Origin of the sequence: Brachybacterium sp. AOP42-C2-15 (assembly GCF_052377065.1) — a bacterium.
Lineage (GTDB): Bacteria > Actinomycetota > Actinomycetes > Actinomycetales > Dermabacteraceae > Brachybacterium.
In genome coordinates this window covers 1-20693 of the sequence record NZ_JBQSWK010000047.1, presented here as the reverse complement: position 1 = coordinate 20693, position 20693 = coordinate 1, and the positions used below count along the sequence as shown (strand labels likewise).

The window sequence follows — 20693 nt, the reverse complement described above, 5'->3', positions numbered from 1 at the left end:
GAGGGGGAGCTGATGTCGAACGCAGGATGGGGTGGTCCCGGCAACGGGCCGCGGGGCGAGGCATGGCAGAACGGGGTTCCTCAGGGAGGAGCACCGCAGGGCAGCCAGCCGCAGTCCGGCGCCGGGCAGACCGCCGGGCCGCACGGCGCTCCGTCTCCTGCCCCCTGGCAGTCACCGCCAGCGGTCCCGCCGTCCGGCTCCCCGTCGATGCATCCGATGGGGTCCCCGAACGTCGGCGGACCCCCGGGCCCCGGCTACGGCTCTCCCGCGCACCCCGGGCATGGCGGGTCCGGTCCCGGCGGTCCGCAGGGCCCGGGTGGCCCCGGTGGCCCCGGTGGCCCCGGTGGCCCCGGCCAGCAGCCTCCCCGGAACCGGCCGTGGGCGCTGATCACCGTCGCGCTGGGCTGCGTGCTGGCGATGGTGCTCGTGGTCGGCGGCGGCCTCACCTACCTCGTGCTCAGCCGCACCGGGGACCACACCGCGATCGCCACCGACGCCCCCTCGGATCCGGTCACCTCCGGGGAGACGGAGTCGCCGACGCCTGCGGAGACGAGCACCCCCTTCGAGGTGGTCGTGCCCTATGACCCGCCGACCGGCACCGTCGATGAGCTGTGGCAGGTCATGTCGGACAACCCACTGACCGAGGGCACGTTGCCCGCTCTGCCCACCTGCGATCTGCCAGCGACTCCGCTGGAGCCGAGCGTCGAGGAGCTGCAGGCCGTGCTGAACGCCGCCTCGCTCTGCCTGAACCAGCAATGGGCCACGGCGAGCTCGGACCGTGATCTGCCGTGGGTGAGCCCGAAGATCGTCGTGTACACGCACCCGGATGTGCCTGCGGATGCCACCTGCGACACTCAGTTCTCCGCGGATGCTCCCCGCATGTGCAACCTGGACTCCACGATCTACTGGCCCGTCGGGTTCGGGACCGCATCGGACCTCACCAATCCGGCGAACGTCCCTGGTGCCTACCTCTGGGACCTCGCCTTCGTCTATACGAACACCGCGTATTGGAACAGCTCGCTGACGATCTACTACGGGACCATCCGCACCGAGCTCGAGACCAGCGACCCGGAGCGCTTCGACGAGACCTGGCGGCGCCTCACCCTGCAGCGGCTGTGCCTCGCCTCCGCGGCATCGATGCAGTTCCCGACCAGCGCCGAGCCCTCTCCAGCGGTTCGAGAGATGCTCACCGACCCCGCCTACTTGACCGAGGGGGAGCCTCCGCGGAACATCAGCACCGAAAACCGGTCCCTGTGGATCGACCGCGGGTTCACCTCCGAGGGCGACATCTCCGTCTGCAATACGTGGGTGGCCGATCTCGAGCAGGTGACCTGACAGCGGCATCCATCGGCGCAGCCCTGGTGGCGAGGACGAAGTCCGATGCGAAGGGCGGGAGCCATCCCCGCCCATCGCGCGGCCTGCGCGGATATCCTGCCGGGAACAATGACGTGACGGAAGCGAGGGGGAGCTGATGTCCAGCGCAGGATGGGGCGGTTCCAGCAGCGGCCCGCAGGGGCCCGATCAGCACAGACCGGGCCACCAGGGTGTGAACCAGCCGGCCCCGAACCCGCAGGGCGGCTGGCAGCAGCCTCCTTCCCAGCAGCCTCCTTCCCCTGAAGGTTCCGGCCCTCAGAATCCCCACTACGGTCCTCCCGCGCAGAGTGGCCAGCCGGGCGGTCAGCACAGCGGTCAGCAGGGCGGTCAGCAGGGGGGTCAGCACGGCGCTCCTGCACCGGGCCCCTGGCAGTCGCTCCCGCCTTCCCCGCAGTTCGCGCCCCCCGCAGCGGGTCCTCCGGGCTACGGCGGACCGGGGCAGAACGGACCCGCCGTCCCCAGCTATGGCGGCCCTTCCGGCCCCGCCGGCCCCCATGGTCCGACGGGCCCGCACGGCCCGACGGGCCCGCACGGCCCTGGCGGCTTCGGCCAGCAGCCGCCGCGGAAGCGGCCCTGGGCTCTGATCACTGTGGCCCTGGGCTGCGTCCTGGCGATGGTGCTCGTGGTCGGTGGCGGGATCACCTACCTCGTGCTCAGTCGAGGAGGGGACGACACCACGATCGCCTCCGACCCTCCGCCCGAGACCGAGCCCGTGACCGATCCGGAGACGGATCCGGACTCCGAGTCCCCGAGCGAGGTCACCACTCCCCCCGAGGAGGAAGGTTCCGGGTTCGAGGTCGTCTCGCCGATCGACCTGCCGCCGGGCGATGTCGACGACATGCGGGCAGTCCTGGAAGACAACCCGCTGGTCCACGGCAAGCTGCCGTCGATCACCACGTGCGAGCTCCCCGAGACTCCCATCTCCCCGACTCCCGAGCAGCTGCAGGCTGTGCTGGATGCGTCCTCCACCTGCTTGAACCAGATCTGGGGCACGGCGAGCTCGGACCGTGGGCTGCCCTGGTCAGGTCCCACTGTCGTGGTCTACACCTACCCGGACATCCCCGCGGATTCCGCGTGCGATTCGAGCTTCGAGGAGGACTTCCCTCGGATGTGCAACCTCGACAACACGGTCTACTGGCCCATCGGCTACGGCACCGCGCTCGACTTCCCCGATGCGGCGGACGTCCCGGGGGCCTACCTGTGGGATCTCGCCTTCATCTATCAGAACGCTGTGGGCTGGCAGAGCTCGATGTCCATCTACTACGGCACCATGCGGGACATGCTCGAGGACGGCACCGACGAGGAGCTCTTGAACGAGTCCTGGCGGCGCTACAGCCTGCAGATGCAGTGCGTGTCCTCCGCGGTCGCCATGCAGGTTCCGTCCGCGGCCGAGCCCACCCCGGCGCTGCGCGAAGCCCTCACCGATCCTGAGAGCTGGATCGAGGGAGAGCCCCCGTACAACATCTCGTCCGAGAACCGTGCGAAGTGGCTGGAGATCGGCTTCAACTCCGGCGGCGACCTCTCTGCCTGCAACACCTGGCTGGTCGATGCTGAACAGGTGAGCTGAGCCCGGGCGCGAGTCCGGCGGCAGGAGGACGATGAACAGCAGGGCCGACGGGGTCGACCCCTCCGGCGACGCCGACGCGACATCGGACGACGAGGACACGGTGCTGCGTCCGGCCCTCGACGAAGACACGGTGCTGCGATCAGCCCCCGATGAGGGCACCGTGCACCGCCCGCTTCTCGACGACGCCCCGACCGTGCAGTGGCCCGCCGGTCCCGGCTCCGGTGCAGCGGCGGGACCGGCGCCGTTGTTGTCGTCGTCGTCCGATTTCATCGATCGCGCACCCTTTGGTCGAGCCATCGTCCCCGATCACGCGCCGATCCAGCGCTTCGACCAGCGCCCCCGATTCGAGCCTCCGCCGTCGGCCCCTCCGGCTGCCTCACCGGCAGCCCCGCGGTCGGCCCCACCGGCGCCCACCCCGTCGGCCGCTGCCCAGCCCTCGCCCGGCGCACCCTCGCCACTGCGGCCACTACCGGCGCCACCGCCACCGCAGCCTCCGCCCGGGATCGACGCCACCACCGGGCCCAAGCCCCGCGGGCTGCTGATCCCGGCGATCGCCTTCGGCTGCGCGATGCTCCTGCTGCTGGGGATCGGCGGCGGGCTCACCGCGCTGTGGCTCACCGACCACGACGACGCCACGGCCCCCATGGCCCAAGACCCTCTGATGAACACCCCCGATGTCGACCCCGGGGTGTGGGCACCGCTCACGGAGGAGCAGGTCCCCGCCGGCAGTCCCGAGGAGCTCCAGCAGGTTCTCGCCGAGAATCCGCTGCTCGAGGCGCGGCTGCCGATCCCCGCGCAATGCGTCCTGCCGCCGGCCGCGGGAGGGATGCTGCCGGCCGAGGAGCTGCCGGGCTATCTCGAGGCGGGCGCGGGCTGCCTGGAGACGGTCTGGGCCGACGCCCTCGAGCCCGTGGGCATCGCCTTCGAGGCCCCGGACGTGGTCGTCTACACGATGGACACACTGCCGACGGACTCCGCCTGCCAGACCGCGAACTTCACCAAGACCGCCCCGGTGGTCTGCCATGACGACAACACCCTCTACTGGCCGGCCGCCTGGGATCCGGGGTTCTCGAACACCTCGGCCACGGAGGCTCCCAGCCTGTACATGTGGCACCTGGCGTACTCGTACACGATGTTCGCGCTGGCCGCAGCCGATCTGGACGCCTACTACGGCGCGCTGCTGCTCGAGCTGGCCGACGCCCCGGAGCAGGCCGACGAGGTCCAGCGCCGGTACGCACTGCAGGTCTCCTGCCTCTCCTCGGCCGCGGCCTTCCAGCTGCCGCAGGGTATCCGCCCGGCCGAGCGGGTCGAGGATTTCGTGACCTCCGTCGAGGCGCAGGGTGAGCCTGTCACCGCGGGTGATCCCGCCCAAGAGTCGCGTGCCGCCTGGGTGGGCACCGGACGGGACAGCCGCGGGTCCCTCGGCGAGTGCTCGACCTGGTCGGCAGGCGCCGACGCTGTGGCCTGACCCTCACCCGGCATTTCTATGGCCAGCTCAGAACAGCGCCGGCTGCAGCGCCAGATCCAGTGCCGAGGGCGCGGTGCGGATCCGACGTGCGGCGTCGGCCGCGTAGCGTCGCTGCTCGGGCTGGTCCTCGTCCTCGCGGGAGTCCAGGCCGTGACGCCTCAGCAGCGGCCGAAGCCGCTGGGCGAGGTGCTTGCGGTACGCCGCCGGGGCGTAGGACGCGGTGCCGTAGAAGCGTCGGTACCCGGTGGCGAGCTCCGGGTGCTCCCGCTGGATCCACTCGAGGAACCACTCCTTCGCCCCCGGGCGCAGGTGCAGCGCGCCGAAGATGACGTGCGCGGCGCCGGCGCCGGCGATCTGGGCGAGGGCGTCGTCGAGCTGGGCGTCGGAATCCGTCAGCCACGGCATGATCGGCATGAGGAACACGGTGACTCGGAAGCCGGCGTCGGCCGCGGCGCGCACCGTCGCCAACCGCGCCGCAGTGGTGGGCGTGCCGGGCTCGACGGCCTTCTGCAGCGCGTCGTCGAACACGGCGATCGACATCGAGAGGTCCACCGGGACCCGCTCGGCGGCTGTCACCAGCTGCGGCAGGTCGCGGCGCAGCAGCGTGCCCTTGGTGAGGATCGACAGCGGGGTGCCGGAGTCCGCCAGGGCATCGATGATGCCGGGCATCAGCCGGTACCGCCCCTCGGCCCGCTGGTAGGGATCGGTGTTGGTGCCCAGTGCCACCAGGTCCCACCGCCAGGAGCGCTTCGCGAGTTCGGCTCGCAGCACCTCGGCGGTGTTGACCTTGACGATCACTTGTTGATCGAAGTCGGCGCCCGCATCGAGGTCGAGGTAGCGGTGGCTGCTGCGGGCGAAGCAGTAGACACAGGCGTGCGAGCAGCCGCGGTAGGGGTTCACCGTCCACTCGAAGGGCATCGAGCTCGCGGCGGGCACGCGATTCAGCGCGGACTTCGCGGTGACCTCGTGGAAGGTGACGCCCTGGAAGTCGGGGGTGGTCACGCTGCGCACGAGGCCCGACAGGCCCAGCAGCGCCGGGGACCGCTGCTGCTCGCCGGGCTCTTGGCCAATCTCCTGCCCACTCCATCGCATACCGCACAGTCGAACACGTGTTCGAGCTGGCGTCAAGGATCGATGGCACCGCTTAGCCTGGATCGATGGTGACCGACCCCGCTCCCCCAGCCGCTTCCGACCCGCAGACCGGCGCGTCTCCGAAGCCCGACCCCGCGCTGTACACCGCCCGGGTCGAGAACAGCGGAGGCACCTCTGGCCGGGTGCAGATCCGCGGAGCCTCCGCCATTGCGCTCGAGGCTCTGGCCGACGCCCCGGACGGGGCGGTCGCGCTGCCGACGGGTGGGCCGACGCCCACAGCGAAGGGGTTCAACCCCGAGCAGTTCCTGGCGATGGCCTGGAGCACGTGCCTCGGGGAGACGCTGCGGGTGGTGATGAACGCCCAGGGGCTCGAGCATCCCAGCCAGGTGAGCGTCGAGGTGGGGCTGCACCCCGACCCAGCCGGCGGCTACCGCTTCATACCCCGCGCCCTGGTGAGCATCCCGGGACTGGACCCGGACCAGGCCCAGCGACTGGTCGACGCCGCGCATGCCCGCTGCCCCGTCTCCAAGCTCCTGCGCGGGCAGGGCGTGCCGGTCGTCGAGCTGAGAGTTCAACACTGAACGTGATGCAGCACATAACCTTCTGACCTGCATGGTCGGTAGGCTGGGCCGACGATGATCGAGCTGCGGAATGTCACCAAGAGCTTCCCCCAGGGACGCTCCACGGCGACCGCGCTGAACGACGTCACCCTCACCATCGAAGACCGCGAGATGTTCGGCATCGTCGGCGAATCCGGCTCGGGCAAATCGACGCTGCTGCGGCTGATCAACCACCTCGAGGCCCCTTCTTCCGGAACCGTGCTGGTGGACGGGGAGGACCTCGGCGCCCTGTCCCCACGCGAGCTGCGGAAGCGCCGGCGCGGCATCGGCATGGTGTTCCAGCAGTTCAACCTGCTGGGCAACTCGACCGTCTTCGACAACGTGGCCCGACCGCTGCGGCTGCAGCGCCGCCGTGAGCGCGACACTGTGATGCAGATGCTCGAGTTCGTGAAGATGGCCGATCATCACCGCAAGCACCCCAGCCAGCTCTCCGGCGGCGAGAAGCAGCGCGTGGCGATCGCCCGGGCGCTGTCCACCCAGCCGGGGATCCTGCTGTGCGACGAGCCCACCTCGGCCCTGGACTCAGGGACCACCGAGGAGGTCATGGCCATCCTGCGTGATGTTCGCGACCGTTTCGGCACCACGATCGTGCTGGTCAGCCACGAGCTGGACGTCATCAAGTCCTCGTGCGACCGGGCTGCGGTGCTCGAGCAGGGCCGTCTCGCCGCTCTCACCGAGGTGACCCCGCCACCCCTGCAGGAACGGTTCGACTCCTACGCCGAGCGTGCCCGGGAGTTCCTGGGATGAGCGATCTGCTGGCACGCCTCGGCGAGTACCGCGGAGAGATCGTCCTCTCGATCCTCGAGACCGGGATCATGATGGTCAACTCCATGGTCGCGGCGGTGCTCGTGGGCCTCCCGATCGGGACCCTGCTCTACCTCGCCCGGCCCGACGGGCCCTACCCCCGGCTCTGGCTGCACCGACTGCTGAACGCCTATGTCAACGTGGTGCGCTCGGTGCCCTTCCTCCTGTTCGTGGTGGCGCTGATCCCGTTCACCCGCTGGCTGGTGGGGACGTCCTTCGGTACCACGGCGGCGTCGGTGCCGCTGGCCTTCGTCGCCGCCGCGCTCTACGCCCGCTTCTCCGAGCAGACCCTGCTGGATGTGCCCGAGCAGACCGTGGAGCTGGCCCGTTCGCTGGGCGCCGGGCCGCTGCAGCTGATCAGCCTGTTCCTGTTCCCCGAAGCCCGCTCCGGCCTGGTGCTGAGCCTGACCACGGTGACGATCTCGATGGTCAGCTACTCCACCATCATGGGCGTCGTCGGCGGCGGCGGCGTGGGCGACTTCGCGATCCGGTACGGCTACCAGACCTACGAATACGACCTGATGTACACGACGATCCTCATAATGGTCGTGTGCGTGATGGTCATCCAGGGAGCGGGCACCCTGCTTGCCCGCATCATCGACAAGCGGGCGCGCTGAGCGCCTCCTGACCAGGAACGAGACCCCCATGACGCGACACCTGTTCAACCGCCGCAGCTTCGCCCTGACCGCCCTTGCCGGGACCACCGCCCTGGCCCTTGCCGCATGCGGGGCAGGCGAGTCCGGCGGCGGCGAGGAGGACAAGGTCATCAAGGTGGCCTCCCACCTGCCGCCGATGACCGACGTGGTCACCCTCGCCGGCGAGGCCGCCGCCGAGGAGGGGTACACGATCGAGCTGGTGCAGGTCAGCGACAACGTCCAGTACAACCGGCTGCTGGCCGACGGCGAGGTCGATGCGAACTTCGCCCAGCACGAGCCGTACATGCAGGCGTTCAACGAGGCCCATGGCGCGAATCTGGTGCTGCTGGACGGGATCTACGACGCGAAGGTCGGCTTCTACGCCAAAGCCTTCGACGACATCGAGCAGCTCCCCGAGGGCGCGAAGGTCGCGATCCCCAACGATGCCTCCAACGAGGGCCGCGCGCTCGCGATCCTCGCAGGGCAGGAGCTGATCACCCTGCCCGAGGGCACCGGCTTCGAGGGCCGCGTGGGCGAGATCGTGGACAACCCCCTGTCCCTCGAGTTCGTGCAGATCGACCTGCTGAACCTCCCCTCCGCCTACGACGAGGAGGGCATGGCGCTGGTCTACAGCTACCCCTCCTACATCGAGAAGGTGGGCCTGACCCCGGCCGATGCGCTCCTGCTCGAGGAGCTCGTGGACCAGCGATTCACCATCTCCCTGATCGCACGCGAGGACAACCAGGACTCCGAGAAGATCCAGGTGCTGCGCCGGGCGATGACCAGCGACGCAGTGCGCAGCTTCCTCGAGGAGGAGCACAGCGCCACCCTGCTGCCCGCCTTCTGAACTGCCCGCGTCCTGAGAGGCGCGCAGCAGAGGGCCGCGCCCCGCGTTACTCGTCAGTACCCGCTCTGAACTGTCGCATCAGCCACGCCGTCACGACAGTTCGGAGGGGATACCCATGAGTAGCTGACGGAACGTCCGGCATGGGCTCGCCTCGCTCAGGGCTCAGGGCTCAGGGCTCAGGGCTCAGGGCTCAGGGCTCAGGGCTCAGGGCTCAGGGCTCAGGTTTCAGGACTCAGGTGTCGTCGCGCAGTCGCGAGCGCAGCAGGGCGAGCTCCTCCTCGCTCAGACCGCCCGAGCGGAGATATGCCGCCGCGCCGCCGCGGGCGTCCACCTCGGCGAGCGCAGCCTCGATCGCAGAGGCCGGGGTGGAGACCATGAGCTGCTCGATCTCCGGCAGCGGCGGGATACCGGCCCGGCGCATGCCCTCGAGCATGCGGTCCGCCCAGGGTCCGGTGAGCTCGGACTGGCTGCGGGTGTAGTCGGCGATGATGGCCTCGCGCTCGACCCCGGCGGCCGCGAGCAGGAGCGCGATCGCGATGCCGGTGCGATCCTTGCCCGCGGTGCAGTGCAGGAGCACGGCCCCGTGCGGCGAGCCCGAGGCCCCGGGGGCCGCGACCGTGCGAGCACAGTCTGCGAACACCGCTGCTCCGTGCGCGAGCATCGAGGTGTAGAGCGCGGCGAGGGTGGGGATCTGCGCGCGGAGCTCCTCGCGCAGCTCCGCGCTGGGCTCCGGGCTGGACCCGGCCTGCTCTGACAGCTGCGCCATCGCGGCCACAGACCCTTCCGCCATCTGCGCGATCGCACCCTCGAGGAGGGGGCGCTCCAGGACGCGGATCTCCCCCGAGGACGGCAGCCGGTTCGGCGCCGCCGCCCGCTCCTGCGGCGTGCGGAGGTCGACCACGCACCCGACGCGTTCGAGCAGGGCGACGCCCTCATCGGTGAGCGTGGCCAGGGCATCGGAGCGCAGCAACACGCCGGCGCGCACGGTGCCACCGCCGACGAGCGGCAGCCCGCCCACGTCCCGCGCGTTGAACGCCCCGGGGAACATGCTGGTCATCGCGTCGCCTCACCTCCCCTTCTCGGCAGATCTCCTGCCGCTCGTTCCTCGCAGCACGTCGATCAGCCAAGCGTCGCGGGGCGCTGCCAGGCCTCGCCGCGCACGTGCTCATCGAGGAAGCCGAGGAAGGTCTCGTACCAGACCTGCGCGTTGCCGCGGCCCTGGATCCAGTGGCCCTCGTCGGGGAAGTACAGGTAGCGGTGCTGGGTGCGGCCCTCGGCGTCCCGTGGTGTGGCCGAGAACTCGTGCAGGTCGTACCAGAGGGCGTGGCCCTGAGCGATCGGGACCCGGTAGTCCTTGTCCCCATGGATCACGAGCATCGGTGCGACGATCTCGCCCACGAAATTCTTGGGGTTGTACAGGGCGTTCTGCTCCCGCATCGGGCGCTCCCAGCCGGAGTTGTCGGTGGTGTGGCCCATCGTGTCGGTGTCCCACAGGGAGGCGTGGGTGACGATGCAGCGGAAGCGGTCGCCGGTGTGCCCGGCCACCCAGTTGGCCATGTAGCCGCCGTAGGAGCCGCCGGCGAAGGCGGTGCGCTCGGAGTCGATGTCATCCCGCGCCACGGTGACGTCGGTCAGCGCCATGATGTCGGTGTAGGGGGCGCCGCCCAACTCGTGCTGGCCGCGGTCGATCATCGCCTGGCCGTAGCCGGTGGAGATCGCCGGGTCCGGCAGCAGCACCGCATATCCGGCCGCGACGAACGGGTTCGGGTTCCAGCGGTAGGTCCAGGCGTTCCAGGACCCCCACGGGCCGCCGTGGGCGAAGACGACCAGCGGGTGCGGGCCCTCCCCGTCGGGCAGGCGCAGCCAGGCGCGCAGGTCGGTGCCGTCCTCGGCGGTGGCGCTGACCTCGGTGAGGGTGCCGACGGGGTCGACGGCGTCGGCCGGGTTCGGCAGCGCGTGGACCTCCCCGGTGGCCGGGTCGATGCGCACCGGGTACGGGGCGACGGCGATCCCGGAGGCGGAGGCGATGATCGCGCCTCCTGCCACGGAGGCCGCGGAGAAGGCGAGGTCCTGCTCCGGCCCGCCCGCGAGTCGGCGTGGGGCGGGATCTGCGACCCCGCCGATCCAGACGGAGCCGCGGCCCTGGTCGTCACTGGTCGCGATCAGCGTCGTCTCGTCCAGCCAGATCGGATCCACCCAGTGGTCCAGCTCCGGCCACACTTCGGTGGAGGTGCCGGTGGCCAGATCCAGGAGCTCGACAGCGCCCGAGAGGGTCGCCTGCTGCGTCCAGGTGCGCGAGCGGCCGATGAGGGCGTGGGTGCCGGCCGGGCTGAACTCGCCGGGGTCGTACTCGACCTCCGCGGTCGCCTCGCGCAGGAGCCGCGGCGGCTGCGCGCCGATCAGGTCCAGCAGGTAGAGATCGGGCGTGCCGAGCAGGTCTCCGCGGGAGTCCTGCATCGCTGCGAGCGCCCGGGTGCCCTCGCGGTCCACCGTCCAGCCGAGCAGACGCCCGGCGGGCATCGTGACGTGGCGGAAGTGCAGCAGCTGCGTGGCCGGGGCGTCCTCCGCGGCGCCGGCGCCATCAGATGCAGCAGCTTCGTCAGCCCCGGACGCAGGCGTGGTCCCCGGTGCTGGCGTGGCCTCGGCCCAGGCGAGGTCCTCGGGCAGCGCGGCGATCGCGAGCACGGGGCGGGTGGGGCCGAGGTCGTGGTCCCAGTAGCGGGTGGGGAAGCCGGAGTGGAGCGCGGCGGTGACCTTGGCGTCCTTCCGCTTCGTGCTGAGGGCGGCGTGCTCGGTCTCGTCGGCCGCTTGTGAATGCACTTCGAGCTCGGCGATCAGGTGACCGCCAGCGGCTTTCAGGCCGCCGAAGCCGCCGGCGCGGGAGGCGAGCTCGCGGGCCTCGCCCCGCACGGGCAGCGCCCACAGCTGGGCATCGTCGGCCTCGTCACCGTCCTCGCCCACCCGCTTGGCGGTGAAGAAGGTGGTGCCGTCCTCGGCGGCGGCGATCGCCCCGATGGAGGCGCTGCCGCGGGTCAGCGGGAGGATGCGATCACCGTCGAGCTCCACGAGGGAGCTGCGATATCCGGTGCCCTTGGCGTCCGGGGCGGACATCTTGGCGAGGATCCTGCCTCCGTCGGTGGTCTCCAGGCCCGCGAGCCGGCGGGCGTCCAACAGGGCGTCGATGGTCTCTCGTGTCATGAGACGCCATCCTGCCACCGTTTGCACGCCAGGGCACGAGGAACCGCGGGCCCCGCCCTACTACCTCACCCCTCTACCCCATCCCTCTGCCCCACTCCTCTGTGCGCCTGGGGCCGGAGAGGCGACCACGGTCACCCGGTCTTGCACCCCCGAACAATCTAGTTTAATCTTGAACCATCGCCCGGGGAAGTCGTAGCAAGATGACACAAGCACACCACTCCCCGGCACCGAGACCTACCGCGAGGAGCGCCCACCATGCAGTTCGGAATCTTCACCATCGCCGACATCACCCCGGACCCCACCACGGGCAAGGTCCCCACCGAGCATGAGCGCCTGATGTCGATGGTCGAGCAGGGCAAGCTCGCCGAGCAGGTGGGCCTGGACGTCTTCGCGATCGGCGAGCACCACAACCCTCCGTTCGTGACCTCCTCCCCCACCACCACGCTGGCCTACGTCGGCGCGCAGACCGAGAAGATCATCCTCTCCACCGCGACCACACTGATCACCACCAACGACCCGGTGAAGATCGCCGAGGACTACGCGATGCTGCAGCACCTCACCGGCGGTCGCGTGGACCTCGTGATGGGGCGCGGCAACACCGGCCCGGTCTACCCCTGGTTCGGGCAGGACATCCGTAAGGGCGTCGAGATCGCGATCGAGAACTACGACCTGCTGCGTCGGCTGTGGACCGAGGATGTCGTGGACTGGGAGGGCCAGTTCCGCACCCCGCTGCAGCAGTTCACCTCCACTCCGCGCCCGCTGGACGGCGTCGCGCCCTTCGTGTGGCACGGCTCGATCCGCTCCCCGCAGATCGCCGAGCAGGCCGCCTACTACGGCGACGGATTCCTGCACAACAACATCTTCTGGCCGATGTCCCACACCAAGCAGATGGTGCAGCTGTACCGCGAGCGCTACGAGCACTACGGCCACGGCAAGGCCCACCAGGCCTATGTGGGCCTCGGCGGCCAGGCCTTCATGCGCAAGAACTCCCAGGACGCGATCAACGAGTTCCGCCCCTACTTCGACAACGCCCCGGTCTACGGCGGCGGCCCGTCGATGGAGGACTTCACCGCGCAGACCCCACTCACCGTCGGCTCCCCCGAGCAGGTCATCGAGCGCTACCTGACCATGGCGGACAACGTCGGCGACTACCAGCGCCAGATGTTCCTCATGGATCACGCCGGCCTGCCGCACAAGACCGTGATGGAGCAGATCGAGCTGCTGGGCACCGAGGTCGTGCCGGTGCTGCGCCGCGAGCTCGAAGCCCGCAAGCCCGCGGATGTCCCCGAGGCACCCACCCACGCCGCTCGCGTGGCCGCCGCCGCCGCGAAGGATGGCGCCTTCGACGACTCCTACAGGTTCGAGACCGGCGACAACTGGACGGGCCTGCGCGCCGAAGACGCCCGCAGCTGACCCCGCCCGGCCCACTCATCCCGCCCTGCTCCCAGAGAGGATCACCCCATGACCCGCACCTTCCGCCTCGTCGCCCTCACGGCCGGGCTCTCCACCCCGAGCTCCACCCGGATGCTCACCGACCAGCTCTCCCGCGAGGCGGCAGCGGCGCTGGGCCGCGATGGCAGCCGGGTCGAGGTGACCACCGTGGAGCTGCGCGAGCACGCCCACGACATCACCGACGCCCTGCTCACCCGCTTCCCGAACGAGCGACTGTCGATGGTGATCGAGCAGGTGCGTGCCGCGGATGCGGTCATCGCCGTCACGCCGGTGTTCAACGTCGGCCCCTCGGGCCTGTTCAAGACCTTCTTCGACGCCGTCGACATGGAGCTGTGGAAGGACAAGCCGGTGCTGCTCGGTGCGACCGCCGGCACCGCCCGCCACTCCCTCGCGATCGACTACGCGATCCGCCCGATGTTCAGCTACCTGAAGGCAGAGGTGGTGCCGACGGCGGTGTTCGCGGCCTCCGCGGACTTCGGTGCGGACACCGAGGGACAGGCCGACGGGCAGCCGCTGGCCGTGCGGGTGCGTCGGGCCGCCGGCGATCTCGCGATCATGCTGCGCGCCGGTGTCGGTGGAACCGCTCCGCAGGGTGAGGCAGACAGCGCATCGGCGACGGATGGTGCCGACGAGAGCACCGGGCTCGCGCTGGATGCCGAATTCTCCGACTTCGTGCCGATGGGCAAGCTGCTCGGCCGCGGCTGAGAGCGGCCGGCGCTCGGTTTCGGTGTCACCCGGATCGGGATCCTCCGCCGCGAGGACATGCGCGTCCTCTCGACCTACGTCGTGAAGGTGGCGCTGCCGGCGCTGGTCTTCGTGAACGTGGTGGGCCGCTCCCTCGGAGACATCTTCAACCCGACGTACCTGCTCACCTACGCGATCGCCGCGATGGCGATGGTGGGCCTGGCCCGGGCCTGGAACAGCGCCCGCCGGGTACGACCGGTGCGGGCCGCCACGCTCTCCATCGCGGTCAGCGCCACCAACAACGGCTTCGTCGGGTTCCCGATCTTCCTGCTCCTGATCCCCGAGGTGGCGGGGCTGGCGATCGGGATGGACATGATGGTCGACAACATCCTGATCATCCCGCTGGCGATCGCACTGTTCGAATCCTCGACGGGCCAGGAGAAGAGCTGGGGCCGACGCCTCAGCGGCACCCTCCGCGGCGTGGTCACCCACCCGATGGCGCTCGCGATCGCCGCCGCGCTCGCCTTCACCGCACTCGGGATCGGGGTCCCGGCGCTCGTGGACCCGGCGCTAGAGCTGGTGGCCGGCTCCTCCTCCGCCGTCGCGCTGTTCTCGATCGGCGGCATGCTGGTAGGGATGAACCTGCACGGCCAGCGGGCGGATCTCGCGGCGGCTGTGAACGGCAAGCTCCTGATCATGCCGGCGATCGCCGTGGCCCTGGTGCTCGTGCTCCCGCTGCTGGGGCTGCCGGCACTGACCCCCGAACAGCGGGTCGCAGCGATCCTCACCACCGCACTGCCGTCGATGGCGATGGCGGCCGCACTCGGGGAGCAGTACGGCGAGGGCGAGTTCGGCGCCTCGACCATGATGCTCTCCACGGTCCTGTCCTTCGTCACGCTCTCCCTCTGGCTGCTGGCGCTGAGCGCCGTCGGCTGGCTGTGACGGTCTGACGGGCGGGGTGCCGCGGTCTCAGTCGTCGTCGTCCGCGGACTGGGGTGAGTCCGGGGAGTCGGCGCTCTGCGCGGAGACCGGCGAGGGAGCCGACTGCACCGTCTTTTTCGGAGCGGGCGCCTTCTTCGTGGTCTCCTTCGAGGTCTGCTTCGGGGTCTGTTTCGTGGTCGACGGCTTCGGCGCCTCGGGAGCCCGCTGCGTCGTGGTCTTCTGGGCCGGGGCCGGCGACTGCGCCGAAGGGGCGGAGAGCGCAGAGACCGCGGTGACCGCAGGCATCGCCGAGATCGGGGACAGCGGAGATCCGGCGGAGCTCAGCGTCTCCACCGCTGGAACCTGCTGCGGGGAGGGCACCTGAGCAGCGGACCCGTCCGAGCCGGCCAGCTCGTCCGGTGCGCGCTCGATGGCCAGGTCCGCAGCGTCGGCGACGGACTGCTCGGAGGGATCCCCGACCGACGCGTCGGAGCCCGCATTGCCGATCCCGGGCCCCTCCGTGGGCATCGAGGCGCCACCGGCGACCAGGGCATAGGCGACACCCGGCACCAACACGGCGGCGCTGGTGCCCGCCACCACGGTCCAGATCGTCTTCTTCCTCATGCGTGCGCTCCTCGCTCAGCCTGCCCGCTGCCGGGCCCTCATCGTGCTCCGCAGTACAGCGGCCGTCGATGAGACCGCGGACAGACCTTCATGAGAGACCTCTCATGGTCGGGCGGAGGCTGCCTCGAGGGTCGGACCGCTGATGTCTCGGCGCCCTTGCCAGGGGCGTCACAGCGGCTCCCACCCCAGCAGCTGGGCGGTGTCGTCCCCGGTGAAGCTGATCTTTTCGTAGTCCCCGCCGATGATCGCCGTGGCGTCTCCGCCCTGCCGAACTGCGCGTGCTCCGTACACCCGCACGCTCCGCGGAAGCACTTGCCGTCACGGCAATCCACCGTTGACGGTCCCGGATGGCCACTCTAGGATCACGGGACAGAACGCGGTTTCTATGGATCTTTTGCCCCATATCCCGGGCAACCCGTTCAGATCCCCTCAGCCCGGCAACGATGCCGACGAAGAGCTTGCTCCGGTGCCCCTTCACCCCGCGGCGGGCCGCGCCGCCGATCGGCCGCACCTTAGCTGGGCAGCCGAGAACTACGAGGTGTTGCCGCCGACCCCGCTGCTCTCACGGGCAACATTCCCATCTACCCACACCACCGCATGCAGGAGACATCGATGCACCTGAAGGACTATCTGGACGATCTCGCCACCCGCTACACGGTTCGCCCGCTGCCTGCCGTCACCGATGTGGCCGGACTCGAGACGTGGCAGGCTCAGCGCCGCCAGGACCTGTTCGAGCAGTGGGGGCTCTCCAGATGGGCCGAACTACTGGGAACGACTCCGGAGCATCGGGTCACCGGAACGGTGGAAGCCGCCGATCACCGAATTGAACGTCTGTGGATCCGCACCCTGCCAGACCTGGTCATCACTGCAAACCTGTACGTCCCGACGGGACTGAAGGCTCCAGCGCCCGCGATCCTCTACCTGTGTGGGCATTCGCCGCGGCAGAAGTTTCATTACCAGGAACACGCGCGACGCTTCGCCCAGCTCGGCTTCGTCACCCTGATCGTCGACACCGTGCAGCATGGCGAGATCCCCGGCACGCATCATGGCTCCCACCTGGAGGGGGCATTCCACTGGATGAGTCGTGGCTACTCCCCGGCAGCAGCTGAAGCGTGGAACGCGATGCGTGCGATTGACCTGCTGGCGGCCCGTGACGATGTCGATGCCGCACGCATCGGTGCCACCGGCCATTCGGGAGGGGGCGCCGTCAGCTGGTGGGTCGCCGCCGCGGATCCTCGGGTCCGTGCGATTGCCCCGTCCTCCGGGACCGGTGGCGAAGCCTCGCATCTGCACGACCACACACTGGACGGACACTGCGACTGCTACTTCCCCAGCTGGATCGACGGCACGGCGAGCATCGAGACGTACGCGATGGTCGCGCCCCGTCCAGTGCTGGTAGTCGCCCCTCGTCACGACGAGATCTTCCACCCCTGCTCCCCGGCGGCAATCGTCGACCGCCTCGGCGAGCTGTACCGGGTCGCTGGCCGTGAACAGGATTTGCAGCTGTGCTCCGTCGAGGCCGGCCACCGGTACACCTCTGCATCCCGGCGTGCAATCTCGGCCTGGATGCTGACGCATGTGGCCGGGATCCCGACCGCACCCGAGGAGATCAGTGACGTCGACGGCGTCGTACACCCGGACGAGGAGCTCCGGGTACTCCCCACGACAGCACCCCTACCCTCTCAACGCAATGCCACGTTGCCCGCCTGGTTCCGAGATCGGCCGCCATCACCCACTGATCCGGAGAGGGTCCGCGAACAGCTGCGCGCTCTGGTGCTGCGACTGTCCCCGATAGACCCCAAGGACGCACCGGTCCGCATCAGTCGTCGCTACCTGCGTGGGGACCGACTCACCGAAGATCTCCGCATCGACAGCGAGCCAGCCGTCCCCCTTGCTGCCATCCTCAGCCGAGCCTTGCCCGGTGAGCGGCCAGGTGACGAAGATTCCACAGTCGTTCCTCGCCCGGATGCCGCGACCTCCGGGAGAGCAGAGGTCGACGATCTGCCGCTGCCCGCCCCCGCCACCGGCGGCGTGCTCACGATCGACTTGCGCTCTCCCGAGGACGGCGGACACCGCTGGTGGACCGAGTTCTCCGCCCGATGGCCGGTTGCCGGTGCCCACGCGATCGTTGACGTGCGTGGCACGGGGGACACCGGGTTCCATCCGGGGCAGGCCTGGCATTTGCGCAGGGCTTCAGCAATGCTCGGGCGCACGCTGCCCATGATGCGTATTCACGACACGTTGTGCGCGGTGCATGCCCTGCAGCACGTGAGCCAGCCTGATTCGATCGTTCTACGAGCCGACGGAGATCTCGCTGTAGTCGCCCTGTTCGCAGCTGCGATGGAGCCGCGGATCGCAAGGCTGCAGGTGGAACAGCTGCCACCGACGCTGGATTCCGGTACCGATCCGAACGGCCGCGAGGGCATCGTCGAGGTGCTGCACGCCCTGCGCATCGCTGACATCCCAGAGCTGCTCACCCTCGTAGACGTCACCCATCTCGACATCGACGGTAAATAATCTCCAGATTTGCTTGTCAGCTCACACTCCGTGTGAAATATTCACACTCACGTGGTAGCGCATCGCCGCGCTCCACCCACGTCGAACACTCTCTCCCTCTCCACGAAGGAATCTTCATGTCCGGTGCCCCGCGCGATGCCGCCGTGCTGCAGCAGATCCGCAACACGGTGCCGGAGCTGAACCCTGCGATGGCCCGGGTGGCCCGCGTCATCCTTGCAGATCCGCAGCAGGCGGCCTCTGCAACCATCACCGCGCTCGCCACCGCGGCAGAGACCTCCGCCACCGCGGTCACTCGCTTCGCGGCCCGCCTCGGCTACGCCGGCTACCCCGCCCTGCGGTCGGCGATCGCCATGGACACCGGCCGCGGCGTCCAGTCCGGGTGGGAACGAGATATCGGCCTCGCGATCTCCCCGACAGACCCAGCAGCTGAAGTCCTGGACATCTTGGCGGGCACCCAGGCTCGCGCCCTACGCGACGCCGTGCGCTTGATCGACGTATCGGCGGTCCAGAGTGCGGCCTCCGCGATTGCTGGCGCCCAGCGAGTGCACATCCATGCCGACTGGGCCGACGCTGTTCCCGCCGAAGAGATGTATCTGCGCCTGCTGAGGATCGGGATACCGATCTGGTCCCTGGGCAGCGACCTCGCATCCTTGAGCGCGATGACACCGCTGCTGAGCCCCGGAGACGTGGCGATCGCTCTGAACCGTTCCGGCTCCAGCCAAGCCTTGCTCGACGCAGTGGGTCGCGCCGGCGAGCAGGGCGCCACCACCATCGCGATACACGGCGATCCGCGGTCACCGCTCGCGGAGGCCTCGACGATCCCGCTGTTCACCGGCATCCAGGACGGCACCGTCTGGACCCAGTACTACGCCGGCCGCGCCAGCGACTCGCTGCTCGGGAGCCTGCTGTGGGTCCTGGTCGCCCAGCAGACCCCCTCCCGCAACGACCCCATCGATGTCCTTCGCGGAGAGGAGCGGGCTCCATGATCACCGAAGCGCACCACGCAGATATCGTCGTGATCGGTGGTGGTCTGGCCGGGATCTGCGCTGCGATCGGTGCCGCCCGCCGCGGGACGACAGTGGCACTGGTCCAGAACCGGCCGGTGCTGGGCGGAAACTCCTCCAGCGAGGTTCGGGTCTGGGTGTGCGGCGCGACCTCCCACGGCGTCCACCATTACGCCCGAGAGACCGGGATCATGGGTGAACTGTTCGTCGAGAACCAGTATCGCAATGCGGAGGGAAACCCCTACTACTGGGATCTGCTCCTGTTGGAAAAGGTACTGGCCGAGGAGAACATCGAGCTGTTCCTGAACACCGATGTGAACCACGTCGAGGCCACCGGGCCGGACCACGAGCGCACCATCCGCTCTGTGACCGGCTGGATGACGGGCTCCGAGCGAACGATCACCTTCCACGCCCCCACCTTCATCGACTGCTCGGGGGACGGGATTGTCGGGCTGCTGGCCGGCGCAGAGTTCATGACCGGCCGCGAATCCCGATCACAGTGGGAGGAGTCCTGGGCACCGGAGGTGCCGGACTCCAACACTCTCGGCTCGACCATCCTGTTCTACTCCAAAGACATCGGTGAGCCCTCGAAGTTCGTCGCCCCACCCTTCGCCGTCGACATCACGAAGACAGCCATCCCCGAGCGCCGGGTCATCCGCCAGAGTATGAAAGGTTGCGATTTCTGGTGGATCGAATGGGGCGGCGAACTCGATGTGGTCCACGATAACGAGCGCATCCGGGACGAGCTGCAGAACATCTGCTACGGCATCTGGGACCACATCAAGAACTCCGGTCAGTTCGATGCCGAGAACCTCACCCTGGAATGGGTCGGTGCCGTTCCGGGCAAACGCGAGCACCGTCGCTTCCTCGGCGACCATGTGCTCATCCAGCAGGAGGTGCTGGGCCAGACCGAGTTCGAGGATCGGGTGGCCTTCGGCGGCTGGTCGATCGATCTCCACCCAGCCGGCGGGGTCTATGCCACGGAGAAGGGCTCACGACACTGGCACCCAGACGGCAATTACCACATACCTTTGCGCACTCTGTACTCGAAGAATGTCACCAACATGTGGATGGCCGGCCGCACCATCTCCGCCAGCCACGTCGCCTTCGGGAGCACCCGGGTCATGGCCACCTGTGCCGTGATCGGCGAGGCAGCCGGGATCGCCGCCTCGGTGGCCGGCGATCTGGGCGTCGCACCCCGCCAGGTCGCCACAGAGCACCTGAGCTCCGTGCATCACGCGCTGGTACGCGCCGATGCCTCAGTGCTCGGCCTGGAGAACTCCGACCCCACCGACCTCGCACGCACGGCCAGCGTCTCCGCCTCGTCAACCCGTACCACCATCGCGTCGACGACCCCGGGACGGCACCACGAGCTGCAGCATGACCTGGGGATCGTGCTGCCCGCCAACCCGACATTGGCCGGCATCGAGCTGCTGCTGGACGCCGATGCCGATACCTATCTGACCGTCGACCTCCACGACACCAGCAAGCCGCAGAACTACCTCCCCGATGAACGGATCGACTCCTGGGTCGTCGCGGTCCCGCGAGGTCGCTCCTGGGTGAAGGTTCCCGCCGCCTGGATTCCCGATTACGCCCGCAACGCCTTCCTCGTGCTGCGAGCGAACCCGGCTCTGTCCATCCACGAGTCTGCGGCGGCAGCACCTGCTGGCACGCTGACCCTGCGCTACCGTGAGCTGCCAGCTGAGGAGCAGTACACGGAGCAGTGGCGACCCTGGAAAGAGATCTACGTGGGGCACGGCATCTGCTTCCGGCTGCTTTCGGCAACTGCCGCATTCCATCCGATTCATACCGTCAGGGGCTTTGCCCGCCCCTTCGGCGGACCGAACATGTGGATCTCCCAGCCCGTGGCTGAGGACCCTCAACCG

General features: G+C 69.3%; 17 protein-coding genes and 1 pseudogene. 13 read left to right on the top strand and 5 right to left on the bottom strand.

From position 1 onward, the window contains the following. The 3 genes from ACT3SQ_RS17185 to ACT3SQ_RS17175 form a co-directional block, all read left to right on the top strand. Window positions 1–1335: hypothetical protein (locus ACT3SQ_RS17185; protein ID WP_444601473.1), on the top strand; the 1335-nt coding region annotated here is incomplete at its 5' end. A gap of 628 nt (window positions 1336–1963) precedes the next feature. Beyond that, window positions 1964–2941 carry a hypothetical protein gene (locus tag ACT3SQ_RS17180; protein WP_441445769.1) on the top strand — a complete coding sequence of 326 codons (978 nt, stop codon included), beginning with the start codon at window positions 1964–1966 and terminating at the stop codon, window positions 2939–2941. 31 nt (window positions 2942–2972) lie between these two features. Further along, window positions 2973–4409: a hypothetical protein gene (locus ACT3SQ_RS17175; RefSeq protein ID WP_441445768.1), complete on the top strand. Its 1437-nt coding sequence runs from the start codon at window positions 2973–2975 to the stop codon at window positions 4407–4409. A gap of 27 nt (window positions 4410–4436) precedes the next feature. On the opposite strand, the gene ACT3SQ_RS17170 is transcribed toward ACT3SQ_RS17175, so the two are convergent. Then, complete coding sequence (locus ACT3SQ_RS17170; RefSeq protein ID WP_442331962.1) at window positions 4437–5501, bottom strand: Rv2578c family radical SAM protein; 1065 nt, start codon at window positions 5499–5501, stop codon at window positions 4437–4439. 65 nt (window positions 5502–5566) lie between these two features. Between ACT3SQ_RS17170 and ACT3SQ_RS17165 the strand changes: the two genes are divergently transcribed. From ACT3SQ_RS17165 to ACT3SQ_RS17150, 4 genes are read left to right on the top strand one after another with little or no spacing between them, the layout of a single operon-like run. Then, window positions 5567–6082 carry an OsmC family protein gene (locus ACT3SQ_RS17165; RefSeq protein ID WP_441445766.1) on the top strand — a complete coding sequence of 172 codons (516 nt, stop codon included), beginning with the start codon at window positions 5567–5569 and terminating at the stop codon, window positions 6080–6082. A 54-nt stretch (window positions 6083–6136) separates the two neighbouring features. After that, window positions 6137–6868 carry a methionine ABC transporter ATP-binding protein gene (locus tag ACT3SQ_RS17160; RefSeq protein ID WP_441445765.1) on the top strand — a complete coding sequence of 244 codons (732 nt, stop codon included), beginning with the start codon at window positions 6137–6139 and terminating at the stop codon, window positions 6866–6868. Next, entirely contained in the window at window positions 6865–7542 is a 678-nt protein-coding gene (locus ACT3SQ_RS17155) for a methionine ABC transporter permease (RefSeq protein WP_441445764.1), read from the top strand. Before ACT3SQ_RS17160 ends, ACT3SQ_RS17155 begins: the two co-directional genes overlap by 4 nt. Window positions 7543–7570: 28 nt before the next feature. Further along, window positions 7571–8407 (top strand): MetQ/NlpA family ABC transporter substrate-binding protein, encoded by an 837-nt coding sequence (locus ACT3SQ_RS17150; protein WP_441445763.1) that lies wholly within the window; start codon window positions 7571–7573, stop codon window positions 8405–8407. Window positions 8408–8639: 232 nt separating this feature from the next. Here ACT3SQ_RS17150 and ACT3SQ_RS17145 read toward each other — a convergent pair whose 3' ends face one another. Together ACT3SQ_RS17145 and ACT3SQ_RS17140 are read right to left on the bottom strand one after the other, a co-directional pair. Continuing rightward, entirely contained in the window at window positions 8640–9464 is an 825-nt protein-coding gene (locus ACT3SQ_RS17145; RefSeq protein WP_441446185.1) for a tyrosine-protein phosphatase, read from the bottom strand. A gap of 62 nt (window positions 9465–9526) precedes the next feature. Continuing rightward, window positions 9527–11605 (bottom strand): alpha/beta fold hydrolase, encoded by a 2079-nt coding sequence (locus ACT3SQ_RS17140; RefSeq protein WP_441446184.1) that lies wholly within the window; start codon window positions 11603–11605, stop codon window positions 9527–9529. A 255-nt stretch (window positions 11606–11860) separates the two neighbouring features. Here ACT3SQ_RS17140 and ACT3SQ_RS17135 point away from each other — a divergent pair, with 255 nt between their 5' ends. The 3 genes and pseudogenes from ACT3SQ_RS17135 to ACT3SQ_RS17125 all read left to right on the top strand — a co-directional run. Next, window positions 11861–13018 carry an LLM class flavin-dependent oxidoreductase gene (locus ACT3SQ_RS17135; RefSeq protein ID WP_441446183.1) on the top strand — a complete coding sequence of 386 codons (1158 nt, stop codon included), beginning with the start codon at window positions 11861–11863 and terminating at the stop codon, window positions 13016–13018. 48 nt (window positions 13019–13066) lie between these two features. Then, window positions 13067–13762: a CE1759 family FMN reductase gene (locus ACT3SQ_RS17130; protein WP_441446182.1), complete on the top strand. Its 696-nt coding sequence runs from the start codon at window positions 13067–13069 to the stop codon at window positions 13760–13762. A gap of 21 nt (window positions 13763–13783) precedes the next feature. Beyond that, a pseudogene (locus tag ACT3SQ_RS17125) lies at window positions 13784–14683 on the top strand (AEC family transporter); the annotation flags it as partial. A gap of 27 nt (window positions 14684–14710) precedes the next feature. Here ACT3SQ_RS17125 and ACT3SQ_RS17120 read toward each other — a convergent pair. Together ACT3SQ_RS17120 and ACT3SQ_RS17115 are read right to left on the bottom strand one after the other, a co-directional pair. Then, on the bottom strand, window positions 14711–15286 hold the full coding sequence (locus ACT3SQ_RS17120; RefSeq protein ID WP_441446181.1) for a hypothetical protein: 576 nt from the start codon (window positions 15284–15286) through the stop codon (window positions 14711–14713). A gap of 168 nt (window positions 15287–15454) precedes the next feature. After that, window positions 15455–15577, bottom strand: coding sequence for a hypothetical protein (locus ACT3SQ_RS17115; protein ID WP_444601472.1), 123 nt, complete (start codon window positions 15575–15577; stop codon window positions 15455–15457). A 321-nt stretch (window positions 15578–15898) separates the two neighbouring features. Between ACT3SQ_RS17115 and ACT3SQ_RS17110 the strand changes: the two genes are divergently transcribed. From ACT3SQ_RS17110 to ACT3SQ_RS17100, 3 genes are all read left to right on the top strand, one after another. After that, window positions 15899–17803 (top strand): alpha/beta hydrolase, encoded by a 1905-nt coding sequence (locus tag ACT3SQ_RS17110; RefSeq protein ID WP_441446179.1) that lies wholly within the window; start codon window positions 15899–15901, stop codon window positions 17801–17803. Window positions 17804–17919: 116 nt separating this feature from the next. Then, window positions 17920–18789, top strand: a complete 870-nt coding sequence (locus ACT3SQ_RS17105) for a MurR/RpiR family transcriptional regulator (RefSeq protein WP_441446178.1) — start codon at window positions 17920–17922, stop codon at window positions 18787–18789. Further along, window positions 18786–20693, top strand: a 1908-nt coding sequence (locus ACT3SQ_RS17100) for an FAD-dependent oxidoreductase (protein ID WP_444601471.1), incomplete at its 3' end; no start/stop codon positions are given. The genes ACT3SQ_RS17105 and ACT3SQ_RS17100, both read left to right, overlap by 4 nt.

Coding starts and splice junctions, on each gene's coding strand:
- ACT3SQ_RS17175 (WP_441445768.1), top strand. CDS start 2,973: ATGAACAGCAGGGCCGACGGGGTCGACCCCTCCGGCGACGCCGACGCG.
- ACT3SQ_RS17170 (WP_442331962.1), bottom strand. CDS start 5,501: ATGCGATGGAGTGGGCAGGAGATTGGCCAAGAGCCCGGCGAGCAGCAG.
- ACT3SQ_RS17165 (WP_441445766.1), top strand. CDS start 5,567: ATGGTGACCGACCCCGCTCCCCCAGCCGCTTCCGACCCGCAGACCGGC.
- ACT3SQ_RS17160 (WP_441445765.1), top strand. CDS start 6,137: ATGATCGAGCTGCGGAATGTCACCAAGAGCTTCCCCCAGGGACGCTCC.
- ACT3SQ_RS17155 (WP_441445764.1), top strand. CDS start 6,865: ATGAGCGATCTGCTGGCACGCCTCGGCGAGTACCGCGGAGAGATCGTC.
- ACT3SQ_RS17150 (WP_441445763.1), top strand. CDS start 7,571: ATGACGCGACACCTGTTCAACCGCCGCAGCTTCGCCCTGACCGCCCTT.
- ACT3SQ_RS17145 (WP_441446185.1), bottom strand. CDS start 9,464: ATGACCAGCATGTTCCCCGGGGCGTTCAACGCGCGGGACGTGGGCGGG.
- ACT3SQ_RS17140 (WP_441446184.1), bottom strand. CDS start 11,605: ATGACACGAGAGACCATCGACGCCCTGTTGGACGCCCGCCGGCTCGCG.
- ACT3SQ_RS17135 (WP_441446183.1), top strand. CDS start 11,861: ATGCAGTTCGGAATCTTCACCATCGCCGACATCACCCCGGACCCCACC.
- ACT3SQ_RS17130 (WP_441446182.1), top strand. CDS start 13,067: ATGACCCGCACCTTCCGCCTCGTCGCCCTCACGGCCGGGCTCTCCACC.
- ACT3SQ_RS17120 (WP_441446181.1), bottom strand. CDS start 15,286: ATGAGGAAGAAGACGATCTGGACCGTGGTGGCGGGCACCAGCGCCGCC.
- ACT3SQ_RS17110 (WP_441446179.1), top strand. CDS start 15,899: ATGCACCTGAAGGACTATCTGGACGATCTCGCCACCCGCTACACGGTT.
- ACT3SQ_RS17105 (WP_441446178.1), top strand. CDS start 17,920: ATGTCCGGTGCCCCGCGCGATGCCGCCGTGCTGCAGCAGATCCGCAAC.